The sequence below is a fragment of the Deinococcus maricopensis DSM 21211 genome (assembly GCF_000186385.1).
Lineage (GTDB): Bacteria > Deinococcota > Deinococci > Deinococcales > Deinococcaceae > Deinococcus_B > Deinococcus_B maricopensis.
Map to the genome: position 1 here is coordinate 2,905,037 of NC_014958.1, position 12,198 is coordinate 2,917,234.

Below are 12,198 nucleotides of genomic sequence, written 5' to 3' on the forward strand. Positions count from 1 at the left end.
CCGCTAAGTTCAGGGCTCAGGTCAGTACTGGCGCCCGAAAATGACGCGCTTGCCGTACGCGCTGGGCTTGCCGGTATGCACGCAGACGCCCTCTTCCGCCTCGCCGAACAGGTCGCCGTCCATGGGGACGTTGCGGATCGTCGCCTTGGTGTCTTCCTTGATCTGGCGTTCGCTGTCGGCGTCGCCGCAGTGGAACGCACGCACCCACTTGCCCGCGTCGATCGCGGCCTTGAAGTCCTCGTACGTGTCCACCGTGACGGTGTGCTCCTGCATGAACGCGCGCGCGCGGTCATACAGGAACTGCTGGATGCCCGAGAGGCGCGCGGCCATGCCGCTGATCGCCTCGTGGCGTGGCAGCGTCTCCTTCTCGTCACCGGTGCGGTTCTTGACGACGACGACGCCGCTCTCAAGGTCGCGCGGGCCGAGCTCCATGCGGACGGGCACGCCCTTGAGTTCCCAGTCGTTGTACTTGAAGCCGTTCGTGACGCCGTCGCGCTTGTCGACCTTTACGCGCACGCCCTGCGCGCGCAGTTCCCCCGCGAGCGCTTCGGCCTCGGCGATCATCTGGTCGACGTTGTCCTTGCGGAACACCGGGATGATGACGACCTGGTGCGGCGCGATTTCCGGCGGGAGCATCAGGCCCTTGTCGTCGCCGTGCGTCATGATGAGCGCGCCGATGATGCGGCTGCTGATGGCCCAGCTGGTCGTGTGCGCGTACTCCTCACGCTGCTCGCGCGTCTGGAATTTCACGTCAAACGCGCGGCTGAAGTTCTGCCCGAGGTAGTGGCTGGTGCCGCTCTGCAGCGCCTTGCCGTCGCGCATCATGCCCTCGATGCTGTACGTGGCGACCGCCCCGGCGAAGCGCTCACTGGCGCTCTTCTCGCCGCGCACCACCGGCAGCGCGAGCACGTCGCGGCAGAAGCGGTGGTAGAGGTTCAGCATCGCCATGACTTCCGCGCGCGCCTCGGCCTCGTCGGCGTGCGCGGTGTGCCCCTCGTGCCAGTAGAACTCGCTGGTGCGCAGGAACGGCTTGGTACGCAGTTCCGCGCGGAACACGCTGCCCCACTGGTAATGCAGGAACGGCAGGTCACGGTAGCTGTTGAGCCACTGCGACCACATGTGCCCGATGATGGTCTCGCTGGTCGGGCGCATGACGTACGGCTCGGCGAGGACTTCGGTGCCGATCTTGTTCACGGTGAACAGTTCCGGCGCGAAGCCTTCCACGTGGTCCGCTTCCTTGGTGATGAAGCTCATGGGGATCAGGGTGGGGAACACGAGGCTCTCGTGGCCGGTCGCCTTGAACTCGTCGTCGAGCCAGCGCTGGATGCGTTCCCAGATGGCGCTGCCGTACGGCTTCATGACCATCGCGCCCGCGACGGGGCTGTGGTCCGCGAGGTCCGCCTTGCGGACGACTTCGTTGTACCACTCGTTGAAATCGACGCTCTGAGGCGTCACGCCGAATTGCTGCGCTTTCTTGTCCTGCGTCATCACGTCAGGATAGCCGTTCGGACTGGGTGCTGCGTGACCGTCTGCCCCCCGACTTCAGGACGCGCGCATGCGCCGCTCAGACGCCGCGCCTACCGTGAGCGCAGGAGGACGAACCATGACGCAGAACAGCGACCAGAACAGCCTGAACCAGATTGACGACCGCCTGATGCAGGAATTGCGCGAACGCATCACCGAGCACCTGCAGGTGAAGGACGTGAACGGCGAGCACGTCGGCACGGTCGACCACCTCGAAGGGGACCGCATCAAGCTGACGCGCACGGACAGCCGCGACGGGCAGCACCACTACATTGACCTGTCGGACGTGCGCAGCGCGGACGACGTGGCCGTGTACCTCGACAAGGCGCGTGACCAGCTTCACCTCGCCTGACCGAACGACCACCTGAAAGGGACCGGGGCGCCCGGTCCCTTTCATCCTGCCGGGGCGGAGGTGCGCCGACGCCCAATGCCCTGCCCGAACAGCGCGACGTTCAGGGTCATCATCACGAACGCGAACACCGGCAACCCCAGCAGCGCCGCGATGCCCACGTGCATGGCGAGCGTGCCCGCCAGCCACACGGGCCTCGTGGCGCGCGGCCAGATGAACAGCACGTACCCGAGTTCCAGCGCCAGGGTCCCCCACGCCACCAGCGTCGCCAGCCACGGCACCTGCGCCAGCCACGTCGTGTCAAGCATCTGCAGCTGCGGCGTCTGCAGCGCGCGCCAGATGGCCTCGCCCGTCCACCACTGCTCCCCCTGCGCCTTGTGCCACCCGGCCGAGAAGTACGTCCACGCCAGCTGCGCCTGCGCGGCGCGCCACACGACCGCCGCGCCCAGCGACGGCCCGTCCGCGCGCGTGAAGGCGCTCAGCGCCGTGTGGAACAGGGCGACTTTCGCGTACAGGTCCACACCGTACGCGTTGAAGGCGCTGCTGTTTACGAGCGCCAGGTGCGTGAGCATCGCCACGGGACCGTTCAGGCGCGGCGCCCAGTTCAGCAGCAGCGCCAGCAGGGCGAGCAGATACGCGCCGTACGTGACGTTCACGAGCGCCTCGGGGGTCACGCCGAGCGGCGCGAGCCGCACCGCGAGGCCACCGAGGCGCGGCAGCCACGCGTCCAGCTGCAGGTCGTTGATGACCCACGGCAGCAGGCCGTGGTTGCCGTACAGCGCCTGAATCTGCGGCAGGTCGATCAGGCCCTTGATGAGCAGCGTTGCCGCGACGATCCGGCGGACGTTCAGGAGCTTGCGTGGAGCGTCGGGCACGTCGAACGCGCGTTCCAGGCGCACACGCAGGGCAGGCAGGTGGGCAGTCAGCGTCATCGGGCGTCTCCTTTGAGGGTGAAGGTCGCGTCGTAGAAGTCGTGCGTGCGGGTGCGGGCACCGGTGCGGGCCGCGCGCATGGACGGCACCAGGTGATCCGTGAGGACCACGCGTACGCGCACGGCGTCCGGCGCGTCGTTCAGGGCGTACGTGGCGAGCGTCCGGGCGAGCAGGTCGTAGGTGCGGAGCTTTTGCGTGGCCAGCATCAGGGTGCTGACGTGACTGTCGAACTCGCTGTGCCCGAACCCGAACGTGCGGGTGCGCGTGCGGCCCTGCGCGTCCGTGACCTGCAGGCGCGCGCTGATCTGGTCCGGGATGCTGGGCGAGAAGAACCCGTACGTTTCCCCGGCGCCGCTCACGTTGCGGTACGCGCCGATCAGGGCGCCGGCGACGTTCGGGGGCGCGGGGACGCCCGTGACGGCCCCGATGGCACTCAGGGTCACGTGGAGGGCGAGGTAGGCGCCCAGCAGGGCGCCCGGGCGGAGCAGGGCAGGCGGGGCGCGGCGGGGCGTGGCAAGCATGCAGACCTCCTGGGTGGGGAGGCCCGCCCACAGGGCGGGCCTGGACGTGTCAGCGGACGTCGAGTCGGTACAGGTTCTGGTCCACGCCGCGCAGGACGTTCTGAATGCGGTCGAAGGCGTCCTTGGAGAAGAAGTTCTTGAGGGTGATGCTCTCGTGCACCGCCGCCGAAATGCCGGGGTTGGTGAGGCTGACGCCGGCGCGGCGCGCCGAGAGCTGCACGTTCGCCATGGACAGGGCGCCGCGCGTGACCATGGCGGTCCGGCCGTTCGCGGCGGGGAGGTTCGCGCTGAACCGGACGCTCTTCTGGTTGCCTTCCTTGAGGATGTCGAGGATTTTCTGCGCGGCGGCGGGGTCCTGGATGCTGAGGAACATCTCGCGTCCGGCGCCCTGCGCGAACGCAGCGAGGCTGCCGGTGGCGGCGAGGGCAAGGAGGGCGGCGGTCAGGGTTTTGTGCGTGCGGTTCATGGTGAGCTCCTTGGTGCCCTGAGGAACGGGTCTGCGTGGAGGCCGGAGTTGGGCGAGCCCCGGGCGGGCGCGGCGGGTGGTTGCGGGCGGCGCGGTCGTGTGCGGTGCGGGCCGGGGGGCGCCCCGGTGATCACCTCCTTTCGTTGTGCGCTTACGGTAGTTGGGGGGGCGTGCCACGCCCGTGACCCGGCGGGCGCGTGGGCGTGACCCGGCATGAACGCGCCCGCAGAAAGGCCGCGCCGGAGCGTCCGGCGCGGCCTTTCTGCGGTGATGTGGTGGGAAGCATGACGGAGGCGCCAGCGGTGGCGCTTCGTGGAGTGCGGCGTGGCTTTTGAAGGTCCGCTTGGTCCGAAGGGACCGCGGCGAGGGCTTATTGCACGCGGCAGATGTAGGTCACGCTGGCGGGTGCGGGCGTGCCGAGCTGGTCGAGGGTGCAGCTGGCGGTGCGGCCTCGCACGCGGTTCAGTGCCGCAGCGCGCGCAGGGAACATGGCGCTCAGGCCGACCGTACTGGTCTTGCCGAATGCCGGGACGACGAAGCTGAGCGTACGGGTGGCGGCGCGCACCTGCCTGACGCTGAGGCCGCGGAAGGTCAGGCGGAACGTCTGGCCGGGGTCAATGGGCACGACGGTGGGGTCGCCGCTCACGCCGCCCTGCGGGACGATGATGGCGCCGTTGCCGCACGGCCCGAAGGGCTTGGCGATTCGGGCGAGGCCGCCGCAGTCCACGTTCAGGGTGGTGGGCGCGGCGTGCACGGGGAGGGTGGCGGCGAGCAGGGTGGCGAGGGCGGCAAGGGTGTGGCGTGCGTTCATGAAGTCCTCCGGTGGGTTGGGACGGCCGTGGCGTGCGGCGGGGCGGGTGGGGTGGTCATGCGGGCGTGCAGTGCGTCGCGCTCGGCGGCGTACGGGCCGCCCGGGTGGGCGGCACTGAGGGCGCGCAGCAGCTGGAGGGCTTCGGGGGCGGGGACGCGTCCGGTGCGCAGCAGCGCCTGCGCGTCCGCGAGGTGCTCGGGGGGGGCATTCTGCGCGCGGAGTTGCCCGGCGAGGTACAGGGCGCGCACGGGGGGGAGGTGCAGGCCGGGGCACTCGCCGGGCGGTACGGCGGGGTGCAGTTCGGCCAAGAGCGTCCAGGCGCGCCCGCGGTCCTCGGCGTCGCCGGCGCTGGGGTCGTCGAGCAGCGCGCGCAGGTGCGCGGCGGCGCGAGTGGTGTGACCGCGCGCGATCTCAAGTTCGGCGTGCTGGACAGTCCATTGGGCGCGCAGGGCCGGGTGCTGCGGGAGGTGCGTCTGGGCGGCGCGCAGGTGCGCTTCGGCGAGGTCGTCGTCAGGGAGCGTGAGGGCCAGGCGGGCGAGCAGCAGATGCGCGAGCGTTTCGAGGTCCGGCAGGGCGTGATGAACGGCGAGCTGGAGCTGTTCGTGCGCGTGCGCGTGCGCGGCGTGCAGGTCGCCGCGCGCCGTATGCAGGAACGCCAGGTGGTGCAGGAAGTGCGCCTCCAGCCGGGGGTTTTGCGGCGCGCGGGCAAGCGCGAGGCCGCCTTGCAGGTACGGTTCGGCGGCGTCCAGGTCGTAGGCGTCCAGGTGGAGTTTGCTGAGGTTCAGCAGGACGCTGCGTTCCAGCAGGCGGTGGCCGGTGTCGCGCGCGAGCGTGAGGGCGCACTCGAGGTGCGCGGCGCAGGCGTCGGGGTCGCCGCGCGCAGCGGCGAGTTGCGAGGCGACGTTGTGCGCCATGAGCAGGCCCGTGCGGGCGCCCGCGCGTTCCAGGTGGGTGAGCGCCTGCCGGACGTGCGCGTGTCCGGTCGGGTGGTCGCCGAGCGCGAGGGCGCACGCGGCCAGGGAGTTGTGCAGGCGGCCCGTGAGTTCCGGGGGGAGGTCGGCGTGGGCGTTCAGCGCGGCGGTGAGGAGCGCGCGGGCGCGTTCGGGGTGGCCGGCGCGCAGGTGGGCGTTGCCGCCGTGCAGGTGCGCCCAGCCCTGTTGTTCAGGGGTGGCGTAGGGGTCGTTCAGGGTGGCGTGGGCGTGCGCGAGGGCGTCGGGGTACGCGGCGCACTGGAAGGCGTATTCGGCGAGGGCGAGGTGCACGGCGGCGGTTTCAGCGGGGGTGGCGTGTGCCTGCGCGGCCTGCAGGTCAGCGTGCCAGGCGGCGCGGTCGTCGAGGGCGAGGTGCACGCGGGCGCGGTGGAGGTGCAGGTGCGTGCGGGTGGTGCCGGTCAGCGGTCCGGTGAGGGCCCGCTCGAAGTGCGTGAGGGCCTGCGGGTACGCAAAGACGTGCAGGGCGGCCTCGGCGGCCTGCATGTGCCAGGGAGCGGCCTGCGCGTCCAGGCCGGCGGCGTCGAGGTGGTGGGCGATGCGGTCGGGGGGGCCACCGTGGTCGGTGAGAGCCTGGGCGGTGCGGCGGTGCAGGAGGCGGGTGCGTTCGGGGGTGAGGCCCTGCTGGATGGCGCGGCGGGTGAGGTCGTGCATGAAGCGGCCCAGGCCGTCGTGGGTGGTGAGGAGCGCGGCAGCCTGGGCGCGTTCGAGGGCGTCGAGGGCGGTCCAGTCGTCGAGGGCGGTGACGTGCTGAATGACGTCCACGGGGAAGGGGTCGCCGTGGGTGGCGGCGGCGTCGAGGACGCGCCGGGTGGCGGCGTCGAGGCGGGCGAGGCGGGCGCGGATGGCTTCGCGCACGCCGGTGGCGAGCGGCAGGGCGCCGGCGTCGGTGCGGGTGAGCGCGCCGCGTTCCTGCAGGTCACGCAGGGTTTCGAGGGTGAACAGGGGGTTCCCGCCGGACGCGGCGTGCAGGGTGTGGGCGAGGTCGTCGGGGAGGTGGGGGGTGAGGGCGTGCAGGAGCGCGCGGGTGCCGCCTTCACTGAGGGGCGTGAGGGGGAGGTGCAGGGTGAGGCCGGCGCGGTCGAGGGTGTGCAGGGCGGCGCGGGCGGGGGCGTTGTCGCTCAGTTCGTCGGGGCGGGCGGTGGCGAGGATGCGGGCGTGGTGCTGGGGGGCGCGGCGGGTGAGGTCGCCGAGCAGTTCGGCGGCGGTGGGGTCGAGGTGGTGGAGGTCGTCGAGCAGGAGGGCGCCGCCGTGCGCGGCGCACAGCAGCGCGCGTGTGACGCCTTCGAGGAAGCGGGCGCGGTCTTCGGGGCGCGGTGGGGCGGGTGGGCGGCCGGGGAACAGGTCCGGGAGCAGGCGCGCGAGTTCGGCGGTCCAGGGTTCCGGCAGGGTGCGCTGCAGGTGGGGGGCGTGGGCGCGGAGGGCGTCGGCGACGGTAGCGAGGGGGGTGGCGGTGCGGGCGGCGTCGCCGTGGATGGTGACGAGGGGGGTGGTGCCGCGCAGGTGCTCGTGGGCGAGACGGGTTTTGCCGATGCCGCCCTCGCCGAGGATCAGGGTGAGGGGAGCGGCGGCGTCAGTGAGGGCGCGCAGTTCGCGTTCACGGCCCACGAGGGGGGCGTTGCGGGGAGTGGGGTGCCGGGCGGGGAGGGTGGGCGCGGCGGTGGGGGCGTCGTCGGTGGCGATGCGCCGGGCAAGGGCGCGCGTTTCGGGGAGGGGTTCGAGGTGCAGTTCCGCGCGGAGGTGCGCACGGAAGCGGTCGTAGTGCGCGAGGGCGGCGGCGCGGTCGCCGAGATGGTGGTGGAGGCGCATGACGTGCCGGTGGTGCGTTTCGGCGAGGGGGTCGTCGTGCAGGGCGGTGAGGTGCGCGTGGAGGGCGCCGCGCAGGTCGCCGTGGTCCTCAAGGGCGTGAGCGTAGGTCTCGAGGAGCGTGGCGCGCTGTTGCTGGAGCAGGGCGCGGCGGGCGTCGAGCCACGCGGCGAATTCCGGTTCGGCGCTGAAGTCGAGGGTGCCGAGCAGCGGGCCGCGGTACAGGGCGAGCGCGGTGGGGGCGTCGGGCGCGGCGCTGAAGGCGTGGACGTCGGTGTGCATGGGCACCTGGAAGGTCACGGGGTCGTCGGCGCCGTGCAGGAGGGGGGCGAGGGGGGTGGCGCGCAGGCGGTAGAGTTCGCGGCGCAGGTTCATGCGGGCGCTGTCCTCGTCGAGATCGCTCCAGAGGAGGCCGGCGAGGTGGGCGCGGCGTTGTGGGCCGTCGAGGGCGATGAGGGTGAGGGCCGCGAGGGCTTTACGGCGGCGCAGGGGCACGGCCTGGTCCGCGATCCGCGCGTGCGGTTCTCCGAGCAGCAGCAGTTCGACCATGGGGTTCCCGGGGTGGAGGTGGGTTTATGGTACGCCTGTGGGGGGCGTGGGTGGAGGGGTGGAAGGTCACGCGAGGGCGGGGCGACTGGCTGGAAGCGTTCCCATCCTGGGGTAGCATGAAGTGTGCTGACCCCGGACTTCCGCGAGGAACTGCGCCTCGCCTTCGACGACGACCGCGACGCCGACGCGTTCCTGCTGCGCCTCGACCGCTACTGGCCGGACCTCACCGCCGCGCTCGGCACCGTCTACCCGGACGCCCTGGCGGACCTGGAACGCACCCTCGCCACCCGCATGGTCATGAGCTACCACGAGCGGCCCGTGGACCTCAAACGCCTCGACCACGCCCGCCTGCTGCAGGGCGACTGGCTGCAGCACCCCAGCACCACCGGGTACGTCGCGTACACCGACCGCTTCGCCGGCACCCTGAAGGGCGTCCACGAGCACCTCGACTATCTCAGCGACTTGGGCGTCACGTACCTGCACCTCATGCCGCTGCTCAAACCCCGGCCGGGTGAGAACGACGGCGGGTACGCCGTCATGGATTACAGGGCGGTGCGCGGCGACCTGGGCACCATGCAGGACCTCGCGGCGCTGACCAGAGCGCTGCGTGAACGCGGCATCAGCCTGTGCCTGGACCTCGTGCTCAACCACGTGGCCCGCGAGCACAGCTGGGCGCAGAAGGCGCGCAGCGGCAACAGGAAGTACCGTCAGTACTTCCACCTCTACGCGGACCGCACCGTGCCCGACCAGTACGAACAGACCCTGCCGGAGGTGTTTCCGGATTTCGCGCCCGGCAACTTCACCTGGGATGACGACGCGCAGTCGTGGGTGTGGACGACCTTCAACGCGTACCAGTGGGATCTGAACTGGGCGAACCCGGACGTGTTCGTGGAGTTCTGCGACATCCTGATGTACCTCGCGAACCGCGGCGTGGAGATCTTCCGGCTGGACGCCATCGCCTTCCTGTGGAAGCGCCTGGGCACCGACTGCCAGAATCAGCCGGAAGTGCACGCGATCACGCAGGCGCTGCGCGCCGTGATGCGCATCGTCGCGCCCGCCGTCGCGTTCAAGGCCGAGGCGATCGTCGCGCCGCACCAGCTCATTCATTACCTGGGGCGCGGCGAGCATTACGGGAAGGTCAGCGACCTCGCCTACCACAACAGCCTGATGGTGCAGATCTGGTCGAGCCTCGCGTCCCGCGACGTGACGCTGCTGGAGCGGGCGCTCGCGCACTTCCCGGAAAAGCCCGCCACGACCACCTGGGCGACGTACCTGCGCTGCCACGACGACATCGGCTGGGCCATCGCGGACGCGGACGCGCTCGCGGTGGGCCTGAGCGGCGACGGGCACCGCCGGTTCCTGTCGGACTTCTACAGCGGCGAGTTCCCGGGCACGTTCGCGCGCGGGCTGGTGTTCCAGCACAACCCGCGCACCGGGGACCGGCGCGTCAGCGGCTCCGCAGCCAGCCTCGCCGGGCTGGAACGCGCCCTGGAGGACGGCGACGCGCGCGAGATGCATCTGAGCCTCGCGCGCCTGCGGCTCGGGCACGCCGTCGTCCTCGGGTTCGGGGGTGTACCGCTGCTGTACATGGGAGACGAACTCGCCATGCTCAACGACTACAGCTTCCAGGACGTGCCGGAGCACGCCGCCGACAACCGCTGGGTGCACCGCCCGCGCATGGACTGGGCGCGCGCGCAGCGCCGCGCGGACCTGGGTACGCCCGAGGGGCGCATGTACACCGCGCTCGCGCACCTGCTGCGCGCGCGGCGCAGCCTCCCGCAGCTGCACGCGGGCGTCGAGTCGCGCGTGCGCCACAACCCGAACCCGCACGTGCTGATCCTCACGCGTGAACATCCGGTGGGGCGGCTGGTGCAGGTGTACAACTTCAGCGAGGCGCCGCAGACGCTCGACGCGCGCGTGTTCGAGCCGTACGGCTGGCCGGTCGCGGTGGACCGCATCACGGGCCTGCGCCTGCCGCTCGGCGCGGACGAGGTGGAAATCGCGCCGTACGCACACCTGTGGCTCACGGCGCCCTGAGCCCTCTCCCCCACCCCGCCGCGCGGGCCTAGCGGAGGGGTTTCAGGGTGAACGGCAGGGCGCGGCCCAGGCGGGGGTAGCGGTCGGCGCGCGCCGGGTTGCCCGGCCCGGTCAGCACCGTGAGCGGCCCGGGTTCGTGCGCGTCCAAGCGCAGCAGCGCGAGGCGGCCGGTGCTGTACGCGCCCAGGTCGAGGTACACCTGCCGGTCCAGCATGGCGGGCGCGTACACCGGGGTGTGCCCGTGCACGCTGTACGCGACGCCTGCGGGGAGCGTGAACGGCCCGTCGAACGGCCGCAGCCACAGCGCCGCCACGGTGGGACTCGGGTAGTCCCGGTGCGCTTTGGGCGGCGTGGCATGCACGACCATGACGCTCGGCCCGGCCGGCACGTCGTCATGAATCTGGCCGTCCGCATCGACGTACACGAGGCGCTTCAGGGCGTCGAGGTACCGAGCGAGACCCTCCGGGAAGTTCTCCAGCCCGAACCCGCCCGCTTCGCGGCGGACGCTTTCGCCGCCGTTCGTCGTCCACCACGACAGGCCTTCCAGCGCGCGGCGGTAGTCGTTCATGTCGCGCGACGCCTGATACGCGCGGTAGTTTTTGAGGCCCGTGAACGCCATCTGCTCGTGGTTGCCCATCAGCAGGGTCGCGCGGCCCTGCGCGTGCAGGTCCAGCAGGAACTCGGCGCATTCGAGGCTGCGCGGGCCGCGGTCGATGGCGTCGCCGAGGCTCACGAGGTGCGCGTCGTCTGGCAGTTCGCGCAGCGCGGCGAGCAGCAGGTCCGCGCGGCCGTGCAGGTCCGGCAGGACGTAGACGGGGCGGGTCATGCGTCCCCGTCGTGTTCGTCGCTGAAGTCGAGCAGCGTCTGCTTGCTGCGCTCGCGCAGCGCCTGCGCGCCGCCGGGCAGCGGCTCGAACTGCACGCCGTTGCCGGTGGGCGTCGCGCGGTACGCGGCGCCGGGGCGGGCGCCGGGCAGCCAGTGCAGGGGGAGTTCGGTGGTGAAGCCGTCTTCGAGTTCCACTTCGGCGAGGTGCGCGTCGGCGTCAATGGCGTCCACGACCAGCAGGGTCGCGCGTCGGGCCGGGTCGGTCATTCGGGCAGTGTAGCGCCCACACGTGAGGCGCGCGGCTGAGCGCGGCGTTCTGAGGTTCGTGAAGAGAGCGGTGAGAGCCATGAGCGTTTTCCTCATGCGCGCGCGCTACCTTGCGCGCATGACGCGGAGCGACGCGCACGAAGCCCAATACACCCGCAAGCTCGCGCTGGCGATCCTGAGCACCCTGCAGCAGAAAGGCGTGCTGAGCGCCGCCGAAGTGGACGCCATTCTGGTCGCGGCCCGCCGCGCCGCCGAGGACGCCACCCGCGCGAGCACGCCGCCCGCCGCGCCCGCACCGGACTTCTCGCAGGCGTGGGCGCAGCGCCGCCCGGCCCGCCCACAGCCTGCCGAGGCGCCCACCAGCACCCGCTCGGCCTCGCCGGTGAACGATCCCGCCGTACCGGAGGCGCCCCGCCCTGCGGCACCGGAAGTGCCCCGCGAGGTCAAGCTCGCCGCGCTGGCCGGGGCGGCGGGCGCCGCCCCGGCCAGCGCGGACGACGCGCCCGCGCCGCCCCTGCTGGACATCACGCTGTAGACGTCAACGTCAGTGGGCCAGCCAGCGGCGGGCGGCGTGCGTGATGCGGGGCATCACCACGTACGTCATTAGCATGACCACCGCCACCGCCAGGATCAGCAGCCGCACCGCCAGCGGCAGGTGCGCGAGCTGCGCGCCGATCAGCAGGTTGAGCAGCAGCTGCAGCGGGTACAGCGCAGCGACCGTCAGGACCACCATCTTCCAGCGGGGCGGCTGGCGCAGCGCGGGCGCGGAGGGCGGCGTGAACCAGAACTCCAGGCCCGGCTGGTGCTCGATGCGCGTCTCGCCGTCGAGCAGCGGGTGCAGGCGCTCCAGCCATTCCGCGCGCGTCGTGCTGGTTTCCCAGTCGGCGGCGTGACGGACATTGTCGAAGCGCACGACGAGGGTGTACTCCCCGTCGGGCGTCTGGGGGCGGATCACGCCGGTCCCCACGTGGCCGGGCGCGCGCGACAGCAGCAAGATGAGTTCCGTGATCATCGTTTCGAACGCCTCCACGCGGCCGGGGCGCACCCGGCGGCGCACGACGATGGTGACAGGATCGCGTTCCGTTTCCGTCATCAGCACGCCCCATAATGGCGCGGTACGCT

At 71.7% G+C, this 12,198-nt stretch carries 12 protein-coding genes; 3 read left to right on the forward strand and 9 right to left on the reverse strand.

All coding sequences use genetic code 11. The features are described 5' to 3' along the window. Positions 1–21: 21 nt before the first annotated feature. Entirely contained in the window at positions 22–1,488 is a 1,467-nt protein-coding gene (proS, locus tag DEIMA_RS13660) for a proline--tRNA ligase (RefSeq protein WP_013557855.1), read from the reverse strand. Between the two features lie 115 nt (positions 1,489–1,603). Between proS and DEIMA_RS13665 the strand changes: the two genes are divergently transcribed. After that, positions 1,604–1,876: a DUF2171 domain-containing protein gene (locus DEIMA_RS13665; protein WP_013557856.1), complete on the forward strand. Its 273-nt coding sequence runs from the start codon at positions 1,604–1,606 to the stop codon at positions 1,874–1,876. A 41-nt stretch (positions 1,877–1,917) separates the two neighbouring features. Here DEIMA_RS13665 and DEIMA_RS13670 read toward each other — a convergent pair whose 3' ends face one another. From DEIMA_RS13670 to DEIMA_RS18335, 5 genes are all read right to left on the reverse strand, one after another. Then, positions 1,918–2,805 carry an HTTM domain-containing protein gene (locus tag DEIMA_RS13670; RefSeq protein WP_013557857.1) on the reverse strand — a complete coding sequence of 296 codons (888 nt, stop codon included), beginning with the start codon at positions 2,803–2,805 and terminating at the stop codon, positions 1,918–1,920. After that, entirely contained in the window at positions 2,802–3,326 is a 525-nt protein-coding gene (locus tag DEIMA_RS13675) for a hypothetical protein (protein WP_013557858.1), read from the reverse strand. Before DEIMA_RS13675 ends, DEIMA_RS13670 begins: the two co-directional genes overlap by 4 nt. Positions 3,327–3,375: 49 nt before the next feature. Beyond that, positions 3,376–3,792, reverse strand: a complete 417-nt coding sequence (locus tag DEIMA_RS13680) for a hypothetical protein (RefSeq protein ID WP_013557859.1) — start codon at positions 3,790–3,792, stop codon at positions 3,376–3,378. Positions 3,793–4,162: 370 nt separating this feature from the next. Continuing rightward, entirely contained in the window at positions 4,163–4,603 is a 441-nt protein-coding gene (locus tag DEIMA_RS13685) for a hypothetical protein (protein WP_013557860.1), read from the reverse strand. Then, entirely contained in the window at positions 4,600–7,947 is a 3,348-nt protein-coding gene (locus DEIMA_RS18335; RefSeq protein WP_013557861.1) for an ATP-binding protein, read from the reverse strand. Before DEIMA_RS18335 ends, DEIMA_RS13685 begins: the two co-directional genes overlap by 4 nt. A 123-nt stretch (positions 7,948–8,070) precedes the next feature. Here DEIMA_RS18335 and DEIMA_RS13695 point away from each other — a divergent pair, with 123 nt between their 5' ends. Beyond that, complete coding sequence (locus tag DEIMA_RS13695; protein WP_013557862.1) at positions 8,071–9,984, forward strand: amylosucrase; 1,914 nt, start codon at positions 8,071–8,073, stop codon at positions 9,982–9,984. Between the two features lie 28 nt (positions 9,985–10,012). Here the strand turns inward: DEIMA_RS13695 and DEIMA_RS13700 are convergent, their stop codons facing one another. Next, positions 10,013–10,810 (reverse strand): metallophosphoesterase, encoded by a 798-nt coding sequence (locus DEIMA_RS13700; protein ID WP_013557863.1) that lies wholly within the window; start codon positions 10,808–10,810, stop codon positions 10,013–10,015. Then, on the reverse strand, positions 10,807–11,076 hold the full coding sequence (locus DEIMA_RS13705) for a hypothetical protein (RefSeq protein ID WP_013557864.1): 270 nt from the start codon (positions 11,074–11,076) through the stop codon (positions 10,807–10,809). Before DEIMA_RS13705 ends, DEIMA_RS13700 begins: the two co-directional genes overlap by 4 nt. A gap of 118 nt (positions 11,077–11,194) precedes the next feature. On the opposite strand from DEIMA_RS13705, the gene DEIMA_RS17995 reads away from it, so the two are divergent. Further along, the gene (locus DEIMA_RS17995; RefSeq protein WP_043816780.1) at positions 11,195–11,611 is read left to right on the forward strand and encodes a hypothetical protein; all 417 of its coding nucleotides are present in this window, start codon (positions 11,195–11,197) and stop codon (positions 11,609–11,611) included. A gap of 9 nt (positions 11,612–11,620) precedes the next feature. On the opposite strand, the gene DEIMA_RS13715 is transcribed toward DEIMA_RS17995, so the two are convergent. Then, a complete protein-coding gene (locus tag DEIMA_RS13715; protein ID WP_013557866.1) occupies positions 11,621–12,169 on the reverse strand; it encodes an antibiotic biosynthesis monooxygenase in 549 nt (182 codons plus the stop codon). Positions 12,170–12,198 lie beyond the last annotated feature (29 nt).

What these genes read in the sequence shown, in the direction of transcription:
- DEIMA_RS17995 (WP_043816780.1), top strand. Translation starts at nt 11,195, where the DNA reads ATGACGCGGAGCGACGCGCACGAAGCCCAATACACCCGCAAGCTCGCG.
- proS (WP_013557855.1), bottom strand. Translation starts at nt 1,488, where the DNA reads ATGACGCAGGACAAGAAAGCGCAGCAATTCGGCGTGACGCCTCAGAGC.
- DEIMA_RS13715 (WP_013557866.1), bottom strand. Translation starts at nt 12,169, where the DNA reads ATGACGGAAACGGAACGCGATCCTGTCACCATCGTCGTGCGCCGCCGG.
- DEIMA_RS13675 (WP_013557858.1), bottom strand. Translation starts at nt 3,326, where the DNA reads ATGCTTGCCACGCCCCGCCGCGCCCCGCCTGCCCTGCTCCGCCCGGGC.
- DEIMA_RS13685 (WP_013557860.1), bottom strand. Translation starts at nt 4,603, where the DNA reads ATGAACGCACGCCACACCCTTGCCGCCCTCGCCACCCTGCTCGCCGCC.
- DEIMA_RS18335 (WP_013557861.1), bottom strand. Translation starts at nt 7,947, where the DNA reads ATGGTCGAACTGCTGCTGCTCGGAGAACCGCACGCGCGGATCGCGGAC.
- DEIMA_RS13705 (WP_013557864.1), bottom strand. Translation starts at nt 11,076, where the DNA reads ATGACCGACCCGGCCCGACGCGCGACCCTGCTGGTCGTGGACGCCATT.
- DEIMA_RS13680 (WP_013557859.1), bottom strand. Translation starts at nt 3,792, where the DNA reads ATGAACCGCACGCACAAAACCCTGACCGCCGCCCTCCTTGCCCTCGCC.
- DEIMA_RS13670 (WP_013557857.1), bottom strand. Translation starts at nt 2,805, where the DNA reads ATGACGCTGACTGCCCACCTGCCTGCCCTGCGTGTGCGCCTGGAACGC.
- DEIMA_RS13665 (WP_013557856.1), top strand. Translation starts at nt 1,604, where the DNA reads ATGACGCAGAACAGCGACCAGAACAGCCTGAACCAGATTGACGACCGC.
- DEIMA_RS13700 (WP_013557863.1), bottom strand. Translation starts at nt 10,810, where the DNA reads ATGACCCGCCCCGTCTACGTCCTGCCGGACCTGCACGGCCGCGCGGAC.